Origin of the sequence: Psychrobacter sp. TWP2-1-2 (assembly GCF_049896785.1) — a bacterium.
In the GTDB taxonomy this organism is placed as follows: domain Bacteria; phylum Pseudomonadota; class Gammaproteobacteria; order Pseudomonadales; family Moraxellaceae; genus Psychrobacter.
In genome coordinates, this window is the sequence record NZ_JAFCVA010000009.1 from 101,720 (window position 1) to 120,491 (window position 18,772).

Sequence of the window (18,772 nt, forward strand, 5' to 3'; positions counted from 1 at the left end):
ATACAGCAGCCAGAATGGTTTTTTATTCAACAGTGTTTGATATCATTTATCACGCAGCGCTTGTTTGCTGAATGATGTCGGCAGTTTTTCTTCATTAAGTTGGTTACGGCACGTATGTCATTAGTCTCTTCTTTAAAACACAGTATCTTTGTTCGTATTTATGCTGGGCTACTCATAGTCTGTTTGTGTGTGGCATTATTTGCTCAACTGTTGATGGATACCATCAACAAAGAGCGCGTCCAATCCTACCGTGAAAACATGGCAACAGGGGCTTTTCATCTGGTGAGTGAAGGTATCGCTCATCAGGAAAGTGAAGAGCAGCGTGAATATTGGTTGTCTGATGCCAGTAGTTTATTTGGTTCAGAATTCAAAGTTTTGCCTATTGATGAAGTGGACTTTAATGCCAGTGAACTGCGGCGTTTTGAAAATGGCAATACGGTCGTTCGTTATACCGAGCAACCTGTCTATGCCGATGTGTATTATCGTCTACCAGACAATCAAAGTGTTTTGACCGCCAGAATATCGCAAGTGACTGAGCAGCAAGTACGGGCAATCGCTGTGTTTTTATTGGATGATTTGTCTTACTATGTGACGTTATCTGACAAGCGTGCCCGTTTGGCTGAACTGGAAAAAAAGTTTTCCTTTTCTTTAGAGTTTAAAGCCGTCAATACACTGGATTTGGATACCGATCAGCTTGCACGATTACGCCGAGATGAAGTGGTTATTTCCTTACAAGATACCAATAGCAGTAAAAGTAATTCGGCTATTAGAGTAGTGGTGCCTTCTGAAATCAATGACATGGCGATATTGATTGGTCCGGTGCCATTATTCAACTGGTTCCCACTTAATCTGATTATTAGTATGATTCTTATCAGCATGTTTTTGATCAGCTTAGGCGTGTATGCGTTGATTTTTCCACTTGAGCGTAAGTTGCAGTTGATTCAGGTTGGCGTCAATGAAGTGAGTAAAGGTAATCTTGAAAGTCAAGTTCAAGTAATTGGGCAGGATGAAATTGCCCGTTTAGCCGCGACTTTTAATGCCATGACCTCGCATATCAAGCGTTTGATTGAATCGCAGCGCGAGTTGACACGAGCGGTATCACATGAGCTGCGTACACCGGTGGCTCGTATCCGTTTTGCCGTTGATATGCTGGCTGATACGGATGACGAAGACTCACGTTTTATGCAGCGTGATTTTATTGATGAAGATATCGAAGCACTTAATGGCTTGATTGATGAGATTTTGACTTATGCCAAGTTAGAGGAAGGCTCACCAAAGCTGGATTTAGAACCAGTCAATCTTAGAGAGTTATTGGAGCAGATTGAGCGTGAAACCAATGCCTTGGGTAAGCCTATCAAAATAGTGACCAAGCTGCCGAATGCTAAAGTAACCGCTGTCGCAGATAGGCGTTATTTACACCGTGTGATTCAAAATCTGGCGGGCAATGCCTTACGTTATGCAGAGACCACGATTATCATTAGTGCTGGCGTCAGAAAGGGCAGTGCTTTTGTTAGTGTTGAGGATGATGGTCATGGTATTCCAGAAGCAGATCGCGAAAAGGTTTTTATTCCATTTTCACGCTTAGATGACAGTCGCACACGCGCCTCAGGCGGCTATGGTTTAGGCTTGTCTATTGTATCGCGCATTGCCTTTTGGTTTAATGGCAGTATGAAAGTCGATGAGAGCCGAGAGCTTGGCGGTGCACGATTTGTCATGACGTGGCCTATCAAACCACTGACACAAATTTTGGCTGCTGATGAACTGACGCAAGAAAAAAGCGAGCGTGGTTTTGAAGATAAATAATGCCACTGCACAGGATTTTCGTTATTTTTTAGTATGAAAATAGCAGCATCAATTAAGCAGTGTGTGACAAATAAACTTGCTCAATTTCTAAGCAGTGTTCTCAATTTCATGTTTAGAATGAATACACACCTTAGGTAGAATTGTCGGTTAATTTTTATTATTAGCGGTTTGAATATAGCTTTAAATCAGAGGAGGGCAAAGGATGCCATATTTATTTGGTGGTTTGGTGGTTTGGTGGTACTAAATGCAATAACGTTGGGCTACTATTTATTCTTGCAGCAGCCATCGACGACGCAAACGTTAACAGCAGCGCAAGAAAATATTACTCAGCCATTAGCGTTTACGAATAGCGCCAAATATATTCCACCTATCATTGGAAACAAAGACTAGATGCTATACCTATACAACTAAATAGTCGCAGCGAATCGTTTTGAGCATCTATTAGCTTTAGTGATGAACAGTTCAGCGGCTATCAGTCTTCTTTGTTCCAAGTCTTGTCATTAAAGACAGGCATTTTTTCTGTATCGTTTGCCATGGTTGTATCTCCAGCAACCTTGGAAAGCAGAGGAATACGCACACACACTTGTAAACCTCCGTCGGGATGATTAATGGCTTCTACCGTCCCATGATGCAATCTGGCAATACGATCGACAATCGCTAGACCTAAACCACTGCCTTGTGTGGTACGTGCTGTCTCTCCGCGTTCAAAAGGCTGCATAATACGTTCTAACTGATCTTCTGCAACGCCATCACCACAGTCACGCACACATATCAGCAATTGTTCTTGCGCCTCTCTATTGACGACATTTTCACTGACGACATCGCTATCTTCCTCTTCAATGGTTTCTATAAAAGTTGGCACAACAGTCGCTGACAGGTAAATGGGCGGTTTGCCATAACGCTTGGCATTATTGACCAGATTGATCACAAGGCGTTTGATAGACATGGGGCGCACAGGAACCACTTTGTGACATTCTGATTGATAGATGAACTCCATTGGTGCAAATTGCACCATGATCTCATTAAAGATGGTATCCAAATTGGTTAGGCTGACTGGCTCATCGGAGCCATCTTTCATAAATGAGATAAACTGCTCTAAAATGGCATCCATGTCTTCAATATCATAAATTAATCCCTCTCGAAAAAAGTCATCAGGTAGCATCTCAGCAGTCAAACGCATACGAGTTAAGGGCGTTCGCAGATCATGCGAGATACCAGCAAGCATAATTGTACGCTCTTTTTGTGCTTGACTTAACGTCGTGAATAGACGATTGAATGCCATGTTGACCTGACGTATCTCCGTAGGCCCTTTTTGTGTTGGCAACGTAGTGGCATGACCGAGCCGAATATAGTTGGTTGCAGCACGCTGTAAATATCGTAGTGGACGATTTAATTGCCGCGCCAGTAGAATAATGGTCAGCAGCGATAAAATAGGTAATCCAATGAGAAACAGCACCAATAATGCTGGACTATATTGCGAATAATAAACCACGGGTTCACGAATCCAAAAGCTGTCATCACGGCTGTCTTGTACCCAAAGCTGCGGTGTCGGTTTGAATTTAAAATAAACCTCAACAGGTCGACCCAATTGAGCACCGATTTCGCGTTGTAAGACATCAGTGAAGACGCCGACAAAGGCCTTATCAGACACTGCTGGAAAGTCATTAGGGTTATTCACTACCACGACATGTGAGTGTTGATAAATCCATTGGCGTACTTCAGGACGATTTTTCCAGTCTTTGTTGACACTATTCATCAACTGCAGCTCGCTCGTTAAGTAACGCGCATGGTTTTTAAGCTCGGGTAAATATAGACTGCGCCAAAAAAACAGAATCGACAAGCTGACACTGATAAGAACAATGAAAGAGACCATCAAGGTTGTCAGCCAAGTGTTGGAGTAAGAGCGCGTGAACCGCCCTTTGCGACGTGGTTGCGATTTTGGTGTGGTCATATGGATCCAACATATTAAAAGATGCTTTATTGAGTTTAGTGTAAAAATGGTGCTTTTTTATGTCGTTCAAGAATAACGTGCGATACTTATGAATAGCATAATGGTTGCGATTCTTGAGAAATTGAGCAATTCGTTAGGCGATAGCATCATTCACTCGCTGACTATGTCATAGAGTAGCATAATCAATGAATGACACGGATGGCTTTAAAACAGTAGGCAACAATTGAATACTCAAATTTGCACTAATATAGTACTGAGTAATATAGCACCGAATAACACGGCGCTGAATAATACAGCAACGAGCCACTTGGACATGATGTAGAGGTAGTATCTTCAGTTAAAAATCAGTGGTTATGATCAATTGTATTTTACATCGATGGGCATTTAAGCTATTGTTAATAAATAATTAAATAAGCGCAGTTTATGTTTTCAATAAAACAAGACTGTGATATAATTATGCCCTTTTTGGTATACCTGCGAAAGAGAGAATTCACATGGTTGTTATTCGTTTAGCACGGGGCGGTGCCAAGAAACGCCCATTTTATCAAGTAGTTGTTGCTGATCAACGCCGCGCGCGTGACGGTCGCTACATTGAAAACATCGGCTTTTTTAACCCACTCGCTAAAGAGTCTGAAGAAGCAGTACGCCTAAATATGGAAGCGTACAATGCGTGGATCGCAAAAGGTGCACAACCTTCAGATCGCGTTGCTTCATTAGCAAAAGCTTTCAATAAGTCTGTCGCGCAAACTGAAGCAACTGCTTAAGTTTTGTGGTCACTGAGACGCTGATAGCTCGTCTATAAGCAGTCTCGATAGACTTTAGTAAAAAACATAGCGTAACTGGTCTAACTAGGTACGCCATTAATTGTTTATCGCTTTTAACTGCGTTTATCGCTTTTAACTGCGTTTATCGTTTTTAATTGCTTTTTATTTATCTTCGCTGTGTTCATCATTGTTAGGTTAGCCGTTATGTCTTCTGCTCCAAACGCTAGTGCCCTTATGAAAATTGGTCAGCTCAAAAAGCCTTATGGCATCAAAGGTTGGCTTTGGGTATTTAGTGAGACAGATGATCGTACGGCGATATTTGACATTAAACCTTGGTGGATGAAAACCGCTACTGGCATGAAACCTTTAACCGTTAAGGCTTGGCGTGAGCAAGGCACAGGAATTGTAGCTCAGTTTGAGCAGATTCCTGATCGCAATGTTGCTGAGACTATGAACGGGGTAACTCTTTGGGTCGAGCAAGACATCTTGCCAGAACCCGCTGAAGATGAATATTACTGGTCGGACTTGGTCAGCCTGCGCGTTGTAAATGAGCAGGATGAGTATCTAGGCGACATTACTGAGATGTTTGAGACTGGCGCTCACGCTATTATGCGGGTTGCGGCAAACTCAGACAGCTTAGATGCCGATGAGCGCCTGATTCCATGGCACAAGCAAACTGTAGTACAGGTCAGTCTGACTGAAAAAACAGTGCTGGTGGCATGGCCGAGTGATTATTGATAATAGTTTTAACTTTGCGGTTAAGCTTTATCAGTAATAACACCGATTTATTTAGCCAATATTAGCCACTGCGCAAGTAGATACCTAATGTATTTTGCCGTTATTAGTATTTTCCCTGAGATGTTTGCCACGATTCGTGAGTTTGGAATCACGGGTCGAGCAGTCACTCAGAAACAAGTGACGATTGAATGCATTAATCCGCGTGATTTTACCAGTGATAATTATCGCCGTATTGATGAACGTCCGTATGGTGGCGGTCCTGGCATGGTGATGATGGCTGAGCCATTATCCCAAGCGATTGAGGATGCGCGCCTACGAGCGATTCAGCACGGCTGCCGTGTCGACAAAGCGCACTGTCCGGTGATTTATATGTCGCCACAAGGACAGACGCTGAGTGAGAGTAGCGTGGTCGAGATGACTGAGTATGACGGCATGATTATATTATGTGGTCGTTACGAAGGCATTGATGAGCGCCTACTGTCGCAATATGTTGACATGGAAATATCGCTTGGTGATTACGTACTTACTGGTGGTGAGCTACCAGCAATGGTGCTGATGGATAGTGTGATACGTCGTCTGCCTGATATTATGGGTGATGATAAATCAGCTGAGCAAGACTCGTTCGTCGATGGCTTGCTTGATTGTCCACATTATACTAAGCCGCATGAGTTTGCGGGTATGGCAGTGCCTGAAGTGTTACTTTCAGGTCACCATGCCAATATCGCGAAGTGGCGCTTTAGCCAGCAAGTCGAACGTACGCAAGCGCGTCGTCCAGACTTATGGCAAGCGTTTACGCCAACGGTAGAGCAAGCAAAGTGGCTAAAAGCATTGGCAAAAGCAGATAAAAAACAGCGTTGATAGCGGCTAAAAAGATAAACAGTTAAGCAACAGAATTTTGAGCAACAACAAAACGAGTCATAGCATGATGGCCGTTTGTCATAACCCACTTACGTTGTGTCTCATTAAAAAGATACGATCCATTATTACAAACAGGTGATATGCGTCAAGCCTCTATTATCTAATGTGAGGAGATAACTCTCATGAGCAACAAGCATCCATTGGTTCAGGTCATCGAAAATGCTCAATTGATTGAGCGCCCAAGCTTTGCACCCGGCGATACCGTTGTGGTTCAAGTAAAAGTACGTGAAGGTGAGCGTGAGCGTTTACAGGCTTTTGAAGGCGTTGTAATTGCTAAACGTAACCGCGGTTTAAACTCAGCGTTTACCGTACGTAAAATCTCAAGCGGTGTTGGCGTTGAGCGTGCATTCCAATTGCATTCACCAATCATCGATAGCATCGAAGTGAAACGCCGTGGCGCTGTTCGCCGTGCGAAACTATACTACTTACGTGAGCGCTCTGGTAAATCAGCACGTATCCGCGAGAAGCTTGCTCCGCGTGCACCTAAAGCTGTTAAGCCAAAAGCTAACGCTTAGATTATATCCAGTATCTGCTTTTAAGCATTGTGCTTAATATCGCTTTATTGCTGAACCGTCTATTATGCGATTCGGCAATAGCGAAAAGCCAGATACAAGCCCTTATTCATAGGTTTATCATATAAATAAGCGGGTAGTACCAAAAAAGACAAAACCCCAATCTGTGCGTATGCCAGATTGGGGTTTTTGTTTCTGTCGTTTTAATTAATGCGCTTTAATTAATATGCTTTAAATCACAAATCTAGAGAAACGTTTTAAAAATTGCCTTTAAAGTTCTAACCATCGAGATTTTCGATACGGCTATTTTGGTCTTTAGATTTGCTGTACTTACGCAAGCGTATATAGAGCGTCTTAGTGACGGTAGCGATAATTTTTTGTTGATCATCGACGATATCTGCTTGGTATTCCCGAAATACTGGCTCGCCGTCTTTTGCTAATTCCTGAATCGTGGTGATTTCATTGCTAGGAATTTTTAGGCGCGCAGTGACTTTGCTATTACCAGGGGCAATAAACTCAATATGTGAGCTTTTGTCCCAGACCACGTAACTGCTGCCCAGTTGGTGCATCAGTATTATCATATAGAATGGATCCACCATCGAATACAGGCTGCCGCCAAACTGAGTGCCTACGATGTTTTTGTTCAGCGTATTCAGCCCCATACTTACCACGCACAAACCTTGATCGAGATTGAGGTGATCGATTCTGATACCAGCGCCTACGTATGGTGCATAAGTATTGATACGCAGCTTCAGTAGGTGAGGTGTCAATAACGGCATGATACTTTGTTTGGCTCTGCGTTTTAGCGTCTCAAAATTGGTAGGTAGCAAACTCATAAATTCGTCCTATTGCTTCTTTTATATTTTTTAGTGATACCGTTTGAGTCAAATTTTTTAGTGTACTTCTATCAAAGAGCAGTCACGAAAGGGCATTTATCATAAGTAAAAAATATCAAAACCGCTAGGCTTAAAGCGTAACTGACATGGATTTTCTATAGTTACTTAAAAGCTATAATAAACTATTTATTATAACTATCTTTAATATTTAGTTATGTGATAACAAATATCTATATACAGATAATTATTAAGAAAAAGGTCATTTATTCTAATTTAAAGTTTATATTAAGTATGTTTTTTCCCCATGGTTTTCTATTAAGTTCAATTTTGCATTAAATGGAAACTTTAATTTATATATTATAATAGTGTATGGACTTTTTGAGTGGTTCTAAGTTCGCATTTCGAGTTCTTATGTCATACAATGGCTTGCAATTTTTAATGGACGCTTTAGTCACATTAAATTTCACTATCAAATTATCAGTTAAATAAAGCCTCAGTCGACATAAGGAAATGTGATGAGTAACACTCAGATCCCTTCTTCAGGGTCTAATCAGCAGTCATCAAATCCATCTAATTACGACAGCGAGCCATCAGGTAGCTACCTTGATTTACACAAACCAAGCGCAAGCTTTGACAGTCGTGACGCTTATCTAAATCATGAACTACAAATCATGCAGCCAAAACGTTGGCGTCCCAATTTGCCGTTTCGTGATTATCGCTTTGAGTATGAAGATACTATTCCTGCAATGGCGGCGACGATTGGTAAAGTGGTTATGGTGGGTGCTATTGCGGCAACATTTGCAGGTCCACTTGGTTTGGGCGATGCGTTCGTTTTAGAAAACGTTCGTTATGAGCTATTAATCGTTTCATTCTTTATCATCTTATTTTCAGGATTTCTACTCCCGACAGCCAACCTTGCAGGTACTCACGGCCCCCTTATTCCGCTTATTCCTATCGTCGTTGCTGCTGGTGGTCACCCGATGGCCTTTGGTCTGCTCATCGGTGCCTTCGGTTTGCTATTGGCAATCAGTAAAGGGGGCAGTCTGCTGGCAAACTTGACCAGTAAAGGCGTGTGCGGTGGTCTCTTGATTTACTTAGGGTTTATCGGTACGACCTCACAGGTCAAAAACCTCTTTGCTTGGGCAGAAGGTATTGGCATGTCGCATATTGCCTTCTTCATTATTTTGGCAACTATCCTGCTATATGCATTACTTGAGCATTGGCAAAAACGCTGGCTTGCGGTTCCGCTAAGCTGTGTACTAGGTGGCGGACTTGCATTTGCATTGGGTGCACCCTTTGAGTTCAAAACTGCACCAGGCCTACCAAACATGAACCCGATGTATTGGTGGGGTGAAAATACCGGTTGGATGCTAGGATTACCGACGGTTGAAAGCTTTATTGTCGTACTGCCATTTGCTATTTTGGCAGTTGCGATGTGGTCACCAGATTTTTTAGGTCATCAGGTTTTCCAAAAAATTAGCTATCCTAAACGTACTGAAAAGGTACTCATGGATATCGATGACACAATGACCAGCGCTTCGTTTCGTCAGGTCGTCGGCTCTGTATTGGGCGGTGCTAACTTTGCGTCATCGTGGGGCACCTATATTGTCCCAGCAGCGATTGCCAAGCGTCCGATTCCTGCCGGTGCCTTATTGACGGCTCTATTCTGTATCATTGCAGGTGTCTGGGGTTATCCAATGGATTTGGCTATTTGGCAGCCAGTGATGTGTGTGGCCTTGATCGTTGGTGTGTTTATTCCACTGCTTGAAGCTGGTATGGAAATGACTCGTGAAGGTAAAACCACGCAGTCTGCTGCGATTGTAGTCTTTGCTTCTGCATTGGTGAATCCTGCCTTTGGTTGGTCACTCACGTTGTTGCTCGATAACTTAGGCTTGATTGGCTCGAAAGAACGCAGTGCCAATTTGACTAAAATGAGCCGCTGGATCATACCGGGTATTATGTTTGTGGTATTGACTGGCGTGATGGCTATCGTTGGTATGCTACCGGGTATTCCGGCATTGATGGCTAACTTCCGCCATTAATGGCATCTTGCTTACCTATAAAAAGTCAGCCTTAGTGCTGGCTTTTTTATGGGTGATGCTATGATAATAATTGGCTTGTAAAACAATGACTCCCGCCCCATAACTAGCAGTATTATAAGACTTTTAAGAGCAATAAATTCTATGGTCAATGTCTCAGAATCGAGTCCCATCGATGACAAGAAAGCCCGTCTTAAGCATTTAATTCAGCGCCTGCCAAATTTGCCAGGGGTCTATAAAATGCTGGGTAAAAATGGCGATATCTTATATGTCGGTAAAGCCAAGTCACTCAAGAGCCGTGTGAACAGCTACTTTGCTAAAACCATTGACCATCCAAAAACACGGGCGCTAGTGGCACGGATACATAATATTGAAACCATTATTACCCGTAGTGAGACCGAAGCGTTATTGCTCGAGCAAAACTTGATTAAAGAATATCGTCCGCCTTATAACGTACTGTTGCGCGATGACAAATCCTATCTCTATGTGTTTATTTCAGCAGATAAGCCTTACCCGCGATTGGCTTATGGTCGCGGTAAAGGCAATCACCAAAAAGGTCGCTTTTTCGGTCCTTTCCCCTCTGCTCATGCTGCCAAAGAGACACTGGTGCTGATGCAGAAAATGTTTCAAATGCGCCAATGTACCAATACTTTTTTTAAGCAACGTAAGCGTCCTTGTCTTGAGTATCAGATTAAGCGCTGCCGTGCGCCTTGCGTGGGCTTGGTATCGCCTGAAGAATATATGGAAGACGTCAATAATACTATTCGTTTCCTAAAAGGCGACTCTAGCGATATTCATAGCGCTTTGATTGAAAAAATGGAAGCTTCTGCTGAAGAATTAGACTTTGAAAAGGCAGTGTTTTATCGCGATCAGCTGTCTATGCTGCGCGAAGTACAAGCCAAGCAAGCTGTTTATACTGTGCAAGGCGAGGCGGATGTGATTGCTATTGCCAGTCAAGCAGGGATGACTTGTGTCAACGTCTTGACCGTACGTGGCGGGCGCGTGCTTGGCGGTAAGAATTACTTCCCTGATGTTGATAGCAGCGAGCCACTTGCTGATAATTTATCGGCATTTATTACTTCATTTTATTTTCAGGTGACGGATGACTTGCCACCCGAAATCATGTTGAGTCATGAATTACCGGATCAAGTGGCGGTCAGTGAAGCGCTAGCGAGCCATTTTGGCAGTAAAGTCGTGATCAAAACCAGTGTCCGTGAGCACCGTGCCGAATGGTTAGATTTAGCCAAACTCAATACCAATAATGCGCTAAAAACCAAGCTGGGCGACTATTTAGAGCTGCATGCGCGCTTTGGTGCCTTAAAAGATGTCTTAGCGGACGTCACTGATAGAACCGTTGATCGCATAGAGTGTTTTGATATCTCCCATACGATGGGCGAGGCGACCATTGGTAGCTGCGTAGTCTTTGACCAAGGTGGCTCGCGTCGCCGTGATTATCGTCAATATGCGATTCATGACATTGTCGGTGGTGATGACTATGCCGCAATGAAACAAGTGCTGACACGGCGCTATAAAAAGCAGCCATTGCCTGATTTGTTGCTGATTGATGGTGGTAAAGGGCAGCTTGGCATCGCCAAAGAAGTGCTATCCGAGTTAGGTATTCTTGGTGACACTTTGCTGATTAGCGTGGCAAAAGGTGAAGGACGTAAGGCTGGGCTTGAGGTGCTGCATTTTATCGATCATGAGCCGCTTGATTTGCCCATGGATAGCAAGGCGCTGCATTTACTGATGCATATTCGCGATGAGGCACATCGTTTTGCGATTACTGCGCACCGTAAGAAGCGCGATAAGCGCCGTTCATCGTCAGTGTTAGAAGTCATACCGGGGCTCGGTGAAAAGCGCCGCCGTGATTTACTCAATCATTTTGGCGGATTGCAACAATTGCTCGGTGCATCGCAGCAGGAATTGGCAGGCGTGCAAGGGATTGGGCCAGTACTTGCAAAAACGGTTTATAAAGTACTGCACGAGTAGTGGTACATATTAAAAAAAACGACAACAGAAACAAATCTGTTGTCGTTTTAACGCTAATAATGTTTAGCAGATTAAACTCTCTAATCGCTAAAACTCAAAACTTAACTGCTGGTTTGGATAGCTACGACAGTGTTTGCAAACGCGCTCCCAACGATTAAATCGATAGCGTAAATACCAACGAACATGCACAGCTTTAGGGTAACCGCATTGAATGGCCATGATGACCTCCATAATTATGATTGGAAATTCATAACTATGGAGACATAGACACTTATTAGCATTTACTATAAAATATATGAACCCTACCAAGGTAAATAAACTTTATTAGTAAGCTAATAATGGAGTCTAGCTCCATAGTTGTCTTATATAAAAGTTTTTTAAGCTCAGCAATTAATTTTGCTGGGCTTTTTTAATTTTGCATATTTGGTTTCTCCTTTTAAGTTATATCTTATTAAAGTTGAATAGAAGACCAACCAAAGTTAGGCTTCTACTTTATAAGTCACAAATTTAAAGTCTAAGTCACTTTTTTCATCGTGCATTTTCTCAGATTCTTCGGCCACTTCAAACTCATTTGGCAATTCAGGATAAAATGCATCGCCATCCGTAATCTCAGTATAGACGTGGGTCAGCTCAATGCGATCGGTATACATCAACGCATCGCTAAACACGCGCTCGCCGCCAATCACCCAAATCGTATCAAGATGCGCACCGTGTGCCAGACTTGCTGCTTGCGTTAATGCATCATCTAAATTATGCACCACATAGGCATTGCTTTTGCCGACCAAACCTTTTTGTTCGGCATAATCTAGCTGGGTACTGATGATGAAGCTCACGCGTTTTGGCAAAGGCTTGCTGCCCATTGATTCAAATGTCTTACGACCCATAATGACGATACCTTGAATCGCACCATCATTTTGTTTGGTCGTCATGCTTTTAAAATGCTGCAAATCTGCTGAGATATGCCACGGTAGCTCATTATCTTTGCCGATACAGCGGTTGCTACTGATAGCTGCGATTTGGGCAACTTCGGTGTGGGCATAACTCATAACGTATCCTTTTTATCATCTTTTGAAATGTTGGTCTCATTTAAAACTTCCAATCAGACAAATGCTAGACCGCAACCTTTGCCTTAATCGCAGGATGCGACTCGTAATCATCAACGCTAATGTCTTCGTATTTGAAAGCAAAAATATCATTCACATTAGAGTTAAGCGTCAGCGTTGGCAGCTTATAAAGCTCACGCGTCAACTGTAATTCAACTTGCTCGCGGTGGTTTTGATAAATATGACAATCGCCACCCGTCCAGATAAATTCGCCCACTTCTAATCCGCATACTTGCGCGACCATATGGGTCAGCAAGGCATAACTGGCAATATTAAATGGCACACCTAAAAATAAATCTGCTGAACGCTGATAGAGCTGGCATGACAGTTTATTATCCGCCACAAAGAACTGAAATAGCGTATGACAAGGCGGCAGCGCAACTTGATCTGCTTCACCGGGATTCCAACCAGACACAATCAAACGTCTTGAATTGGGATTGGTTTTTATTTGCTCAATGACTTGGGTGATTTGATCGACACCATCATTATTGTAGCTCCCATCTTCACGCTGGCTTGCGCCATAATTGCGCCACTGATGACCATAGACAGGGCCTAAATCACCAGCAGGGCGATTAAAGCGTGCCGTCTGTTCAGCCGTTGACCACTCATTCCAAATGCGTACGCCATTGGCTTGTAGATAATCAACATGGGTGCTGCCACTTAAAAACCAAAATAGCTCATAGACGATAGATTTAAAGTGGACTTTTTTTGTGGTTAATAATGGGAAACCGTCGGCTAAATTAAAACGGAGCTGCGCGCCAAAGTGGCTCAGCGTACCAGTGCCAGTACGATCGCCTTTTTCAGTGCCTTCAGTGAGGACAAGATGCAGCAAATCTAGATAGGCTTGCTCATTTTTACGCTGCTTGTTGTTACTAATAATGGAGTTGCTCATGGTCATAAAATTGCTCTTCTACGCTATTAAAACGCATAGTTGTATTGTTTTTTAACAGGCTACTGGATGTGAATTAGTGCTTAATAAGCCGACTGCTTACCCCAGTCATAGATACCGCGTTTGTAAGCGTATACCAGCATAATGAAACCAATAATAATCATGGGAGCGCTGAGTATTTGCCCTTTGGTCATCCAACCTAGTAATACAAATCCTTGGTCAGCATCGGGTTGGCGGAAAAACTCAATGATGAAGCGGCTAATGCCATAGCCCAATAAAAATACTGCCGATGCTGCCATACGTGGGCGTGGTTTTGATGAATACCACCATAGGAATAGGAATAATAATAACCCTTCAGCAAGTGCCTCATACAGCTGTGAGGGGTGGCGAGGTAGCAAATACTGCCCATTTACTTCAAGCATTAACTCTTGTAGCTCAGGGTTGGTTTGCAATTGCTGCATATCAGTAGCAGCCGCTTGCGGGAAGTAGGTAAGCCAGTTGTAGCCACCGTTAGAGACGCGGCCCCATAGCTCGCCATTGATGTAATTGCCAATACGACCAAATAACAAGCCCGTTGGCACGCAAGGAACGATAAAGTCCAGCACCTGAAACGGGGTCTTTTTATACTTGCGGGCAAAATATAACATGCCCAGTAAGACACCAATCATGCCGCCATGGAAAGACATGCCACCTTCCCAGACTTTGAAAAGGTAAGCGGGGTTTTGTAAAAATTCACCGAATTGATAAAACAACACATAGCCGACACGACCGCCCAAAATGACACCAAGTGCGCCAAAAAAGACCAAGTCGGACACCATGTCAGTGTTCCAATTGTCACGTTTGGTGCTGCGATACCAAGCCAGACCAAAGGCGGCGGCAAATGCCAACAAATACATTAGGCCATACCAGTGCACTTCTACTGGACCCAAAGACAGCGCTACAGGATCGTACTGAGGATGTATCATCATAAAGGCATCATAAATTTGGTAATAGAATGCTGCTCATAATAGCAAAAATAGCCAGTGAGGCATACCAAATTACGGTGAGGCTCATCTCATGGTAACAACTTATCTGCTACGGGTAACATCTAGAAAGAAAGCCAGAAAACCGCTAAGATATAAAAAAGCTGCTGAAAATAAATGCCATCATAAATATTGCATCATCATATTTAATGAAGCGTTAGATACTGCGCGCTTGTGCTAATGCACCGTATTAATGGATTAACCGTATTTTTAAGGAATGATTATGCAAGCTAAGTTATCAAAAGTAGCAATACTACCTAATTTTTTACCCTCTAAAAAACAGTTGACGCCACTGGGTTTATTTGGCTTAGCGGCTTTAGCTTTGACTCCTGCTCAGGCAGCGAACAGTAGTATTGAGCAAGTGACCATTTATCAGGGCTTAGCGAGCGTGACTCGTGCGTTACCAATCAATGGTAGCGGTGAGCAGACACTGGTTTTTTCTTGTTTGTCCCCTTATATCGATAAAGACAGTGTGAGCGTACAAGCAGCAAATGGCATCAATATTGGTGAAGTCAGTATCGAGACTTTAAGCGATGAGCAAGCAGCGCAGTGTCAGTATCAAGGTGAGGCGAGAGTGCAGACACAGCAAGATAATTTGGCAGTTATCAATGCTGAGTTAGAAGCGGCACGCTTAGCTAAAGCTTACTTGCAGAATTTAACCAAGGTCACGCAAATCAGTACAGATGGCACGCTTGCCAATAATGCGCGCGATCTGGAAACACAAGCGGTCAGTATCAATAAACGGATACTAGAAATTCAGCAGCGCCAAGCCCGTGTACAAGATGCGCTCAACCAACTAATGGCGGGCAGCGCGACTTCCACTCAAAATAGTGTAACTCAAGTGAGTGTACGTACTGCCAGTCGAGTACCAAGCAGTGTAAAACTGCACTATCAAGTACGCGGCGCGGGTTGGGAGCCAACGTATCAAGCAAGGCTGAATACTGAAACCAAGCAATTAAATATCATTGCCTCTGCGGTTATTGCCCAGCAGACAGGAGAAAACTGGCTCGATGTCCCTTTGATGCTAAGCTCTGTCAATCCCAATCAAAACACCACCAGCCAATTACCACGAGTTGAGCGCTTTTCTTTATATGAAGAAGATAGAGAAAATCGGACTATATCTGTACCACCTATGGCGGAAAACATGCCTGTTGTGGTATCTGCAAGAGACAGCTATGGCGGTGCCTCGACACCTAACATGGCACCGCTGCCAAGCTTTACCGTTAGCAGTCAGAATAAAAACGGCATTACCGAATATCGCTTACCGCAGCGTATTAGTATTCCAAGCGATGGCAGGCGCGTACGGACGGTCATTGATGAGCAGTCGGGCAGTAGCAAGCTATGGATTCGTAGTACGCCGAGCGTGGAGGCAGCTGGCTATTGGTATGCATCCGCACCGTTCTTGACACCAGCTTGGGTAGATGGTTCGCTACAGCTATACCGTGATGATAATTATGTCGGGCAGGCGCGCTATAATTATCAAGCGCTCAAAGAGCAAGGTATCGGTTTTGGTATTGACCCTAATACTATCGTAAAGCAGATAGCTGATGAAGATAAGCAGGGTGATAAAGGCGCATTTAATCGCACGCAAACCTTGACTAAAACACAAGCTTATCAATTTACCAATCAGCACAACCGATCTATGCATTTACAAGTATTGGGCAGTGAGCCGATTAGCCGTGACGATAGTCTTAAAGTAACCATCACTCATAAACCGCCAGTGACTGAGCGTGACTGGAATGACAATAAAGGTATGGTTGCGTGGGAGTTCGATTTACCAAGTAAACAATCGAAAGTCATACAGTCGACCTCTCAGATTAGTTATCCTGCTAGCAAAAACTTATCAGTGAACTAATTTGTCAGTGAACTAAGTTCACACTTAAATCAAGCTTGGCTGTTTGCTAGGCATATTTTTAGCAAAATTAGGAGTCTTATGTGTATTGTCGCCATTGCTTGGCAACTGTTTGATGAGCTGCCTTTGGTGTTATTGTCCAATCGCGATGAGTTTTTGCAGCGTCCGACAGAACTGCTACATCAATGGGAAGATAAGCCTGTTTTTGCAGGACGCGATGTACAAAGTGGCGGTACTTGGCTAGGTATTCATCAACAGCCCCATCAAGCCAATCATCAATACAGTCATCAATACAGTCATCAAGCGCCTGAAGAATATTATCAGCAAAATGGACGTTGGGCTGCGGTATTGAATTTTCGCGATGGCGTGCAGGCAAGCTCTGATGAGTGCTCACGCGGGGCGCTAGTCACGGATTTCTTAACCAGTGATATAAGTCCGATGGAGTTTGCACGGCAGATTAGTTTGCAAAACTATGCTGGGTTCAATCTCATTATTGGTGATATGACACAAGCCGTTATTGTCAATAATCGTGGTCATGCTCCTATGCCACTATATGCAGGACTGCATATCATTTCCAATGGTCAGCCTGAGGACAGCTGGTTTAAAACTGAAAAGCTGCGAGGTAGGCTGCGCCAAGAAGTATTGCCACTAATCGCTGAGAATAGCGAACCTGAGTACTGGCAAGAAGCTGCCTTTGCGGTATTGTCTGATAATACGCAAGCCCCAGTGGATAAGCTGCCGGAGACTGGAGTGGCTGTTGAGATTGAGCAGATTCTGTCTTCTATTTATATAGAGCCTGTCGCTTTTAATCATACGCAAAATAATTTGCCCACTTATGCCACACGTACCCAAAGCATTTTAACCCTGAAATGTCATTCTCAGTTGGCAGATTCAGCAGTGGATGAGATTGCTAGATTAGTAAGCCGAGAGTGTCAGCATGACAATTATAAAGAATGTCGGCATGATAGTCATAAGTAGCCTATAGGCTTTTCATCTATTAGCTTTCTAATCTATTAGCTTTTTCATCTACTCTTAATGAGGCTCACGTACAATTTCTATGAGAAGTTTGATACTACAGTTTTAATATCTAACAATAGAGAATCACCAATCCCTTTATTAAAGAATGGATTTCACTTTAAATTACTATTTATATGGCGTAAGATAAATATAGATATCACTAAAGTTCATACCAGCTGAGTAAATGATTATAAAACAAGGAGTGTGAAATGAGCATGATGAAGTCACTGATATTTATTGAACCAGGTAAAATCGAAATTGTAGATAAAAAAATCCCTGATGTCGGCCCTAATGATGCCTTGATAAAAATTACGACCACGACCATTTGTGGTACTGACATTCACATCTTTAAAGGTGAGTATGCCGTTGCAAAAGGCTTAACCATTGGTCACGAGCCAGTAGGTATCATTGAAAAGCTTGGTAGCGCAGTCATGGGCTATGAAGAAGGGCAGCGAGTCATTGCTGGCGCCATTTGCCCAACGTTTACCTCCTATGCCAGTCAAGATGGTTTCCCGTCACAAGACGGTGGTTATCTTGATGCAAATGGTAGATGTTCTTGTCACGGTTATAAAGCCACAGGCGGCTGGCGTTTTGGTAATCACATTGATGGCACGCAAGCAGAGTATGTGCTAGTGCCAGATGCGCAGGCCAATCTATGTCCAGTGCCAGATGGACTGACGGATGAGCAAGTGTTGATGTGTCCTGACATTATGTCGACAGGCTTCAAAGGCGCAGAAAACGCCAATATTCAGATCGGTGATGTGGTTGCTATATTTGCACAAGGACCGATTGGCTTGTGCGCGACAGCTGGTGCAAGGATTAAAGGCGCGTCACTGATTATCGCTGTCGATGGCAATAATGACCGTTTGGCCATGGCAAAGAAACTGGGAGCAGATATTACTCTAAACTTCACAGAAGTTGACGTGGTTGATGAGATCATGAAAATCACTGGTGGTCGTGGGGTGGATAGCAGTATCGAGGCGTTAGGTTTACAGTCTACGTTTGAGCAATGCCTCAAAATATTAAAACCAGGCGGTACACTCTCAAGCTTGGGTGTGTATTCTGAAGATTTAGTCATTCCAATGGCTCATTTCGCCTCTGGTCTTGGCGATCATACGATAAGAACGGCTCTCTGCCCAGGAGGTAAAGAGCGTATGCGCCGATTGATGAATGTCATCGAGTCCGGTCGAGTGGATTTATCAGAGATGGTGACGCATACCTATGCCTTGGATGATATTGTAGAGGCCTATGACTTGTTCATGCATCAGCGTGACGGCGTACTAAAAATTGCTATCAAGCCATAATTATTCCGCAAGATATAATCGCTATATAATAAAAA

General features: G+C 43.3%; 16 protein-coding genes. 11 read left to right on the top strand and 5 right to left on the bottom strand.

What is annotated here, in order from left to right:
- Positions 1–114: 114 nt before the first annotated feature.
- Positions 115–1,803, top strand: a complete 1,689-nt coding sequence (locus tag ACP7AE_RS10010; protein ID WP_426242860.1) for an ATP-binding protein — start codon at positions 115–117, stop codon at positions 1,801–1,803.
- Positions 1,804–2,037: 234 nt separating this feature from the next.
- Complete coding sequence (locus ACP7AE_RS10015) at positions 2,038–2,193, top strand: hypothetical protein (RefSeq protein WP_426242862.1); 156 nt, start codon at positions 2,038–2,040, stop codon at positions 2,191–2,193.
- 82 nt (positions 2,194–2,275) lie between these two features.
- Here ACP7AE_RS10015 and ACP7AE_RS10020 read toward each other — a convergent pair whose 3' ends face one another.
- Positions 2,276–3,754 carry an ATP-binding protein gene (locus ACP7AE_RS10020; RefSeq protein ID WP_201581850.1) on the bottom strand — a complete coding sequence of 493 codons (1,479 nt, stop codon included), beginning with the start codon at positions 3,752–3,754 and terminating at the stop codon, positions 2,276–2,278.
- Between the two features lie 494 nt (positions 3,755–4,248).
- Here ACP7AE_RS10020 and rpsP point away from each other — a divergent pair, with 494 nt between their 5' ends.
- The 4 genes from rpsP to rplS all read left to right on the top strand — a co-directional run bounded on the left by rpsP (position 4,249) and on the right by rplS (position 6,689).
- Positions 4,249–4,518: a 30S ribosomal protein S16 gene (rpsP, locus tag ACP7AE_RS10025; protein WP_045445900.1), complete on the top strand. Its 270-nt coding sequence runs from the start codon at positions 4,249–4,251 to the stop codon at positions 4,516–4,518.
- A 204-nt stretch (positions 4,519–4,722) separates the two neighbouring features.
- Entirely contained in the window at positions 4,723–5,256 is a 534-nt protein-coding gene (rimM, locus tag ACP7AE_RS10030; RefSeq protein WP_045445903.1) for a ribosome maturation factor RimM, read from the top strand.
- Positions 5,257–5,343: 87 nt separating this feature from the next.
- Positions 5,344–6,114 carry a tRNA (guanosine(37)-N1)-methyltransferase TrmD gene (gene trmD, locus ACP7AE_RS10035; protein ID WP_201540626.1) on the top strand — a complete coding sequence of 257 codons (771 nt, stop codon included), beginning with the start codon at positions 5,344–5,346 and terminating at the stop codon, positions 6,112–6,114.
- A 182-nt stretch (positions 6,115–6,296) separates the two neighbouring features.
- Entirely contained in the window at positions 6,297–6,689 is a 393-nt protein-coding gene (gene rplS / locus ACP7AE_RS10040) for a 50S ribosomal protein L19 (protein WP_045445905.1), read from the top strand.
- A gap of 275 nt (positions 6,690–6,964) precedes the next feature.
- Here the strand turns inward: rplS and ACP7AE_RS10045 are convergent, their stop codons facing one another.
- Entirely contained in the window at positions 6,965–7,522 is a 558-nt protein-coding gene (locus ACP7AE_RS10045) for a DUF4442 domain-containing protein (protein WP_087813636.1), read from the bottom strand.
- 515 nt (positions 7,523–8,037) lie between these two features.
- Here ACP7AE_RS10045 and ACP7AE_RS10050 point away from each other — a divergent pair.
- Together ACP7AE_RS10050 and uvrC are read left to right on the top strand one after the other, a co-directional pair.
- Complete coding sequence (locus ACP7AE_RS10050; RefSeq protein ID WP_045452432.1) at positions 8,038–9,564, top strand: DUF3360 family protein; 1,527 nt, start codon at positions 8,038–8,040, stop codon at positions 9,562–9,564.
- 141 nt (positions 9,565–9,705) lie between these two features.
- Positions 9,706–11,550 (top strand): excinuclease ABC subunit UvrC, encoded by a 1,845-nt coding sequence (uvrC, locus tag ACP7AE_RS10055; RefSeq protein WP_426242865.1) that lies wholly within the window; start codon positions 9,706–9,708, stop codon positions 11,548–11,550.
- A gap of 479 nt (positions 11,551–12,029) precedes the next feature.
- Here uvrC and ACP7AE_RS10060 read toward each other — a convergent pair whose 3' ends face one another.
- The 3 genes from ACP7AE_RS10060 to lgt form a co-directional block, all read right to left on the bottom strand.
- Positions 12,030–12,596 (bottom strand): dihydrofolate reductase, encoded by a 567-nt coding sequence (locus tag ACP7AE_RS10060; RefSeq protein ID WP_426242867.1) that lies wholly within the window; start codon positions 12,594–12,596, stop codon positions 12,030–12,032.
- Positions 12,597–12,660: 64 nt separating this feature from the next.
- The gene (locus ACP7AE_RS10065) at positions 12,661–13,551 is read right to left on the bottom strand and encodes a thymidylate synthase (protein WP_426242869.1); all 891 of its coding nucleotides are present in this window, start codon (positions 13,549–13,551) and stop codon (positions 12,661–12,663) included.
- A 74-nt stretch (positions 13,552–13,625) separates the two neighbouring features.
- On the bottom strand, positions 13,626–14,510 hold the full coding sequence (gene lgt, locus ACP7AE_RS10070; RefSeq protein ID WP_087813630.1) for a prolipoprotein diacylglyceryl transferase: 885 nt from the start codon (positions 14,508–14,510) through the stop codon (positions 13,626–13,628).
- A 277-nt stretch (positions 14,511–14,787) separates the two neighbouring features.
- Here lgt and ACP7AE_RS10075 point away from each other — a divergent pair, with 277 nt between their 5' ends.
- From ACP7AE_RS10075 to ACP7AE_RS10085, 3 genes are all read left to right on the top strand, one after another.
- The gene (locus ACP7AE_RS10075) at positions 14,788–16,419 is read left to right on the top strand and encodes a DUF4139 domain-containing protein (protein WP_227676698.1); all 1,632 of its coding nucleotides are present in this window, start codon (positions 14,788–14,790) and stop codon (positions 16,417–16,419) included.
- A gap of 78 nt (positions 16,420–16,497) precedes the next feature.
- A complete protein-coding gene (locus ACP7AE_RS10080) occupies positions 16,498–17,394 on the top strand; it encodes an NRDE family protein (protein ID WP_426242871.1) in 897 nt (298 codons plus the stop codon).
- Between the two features lie 248 nt (positions 17,395–17,642).
- Entirely contained in the window at positions 17,643–18,737 is a 1,095-nt protein-coding gene (locus ACP7AE_RS10085; RefSeq protein WP_426242873.1) for an NAD(P)-dependent alcohol dehydrogenase, read from the top strand.
- The last annotated feature ends 35 nt before the right edge of the window (positions 18,738–18,772 follow it).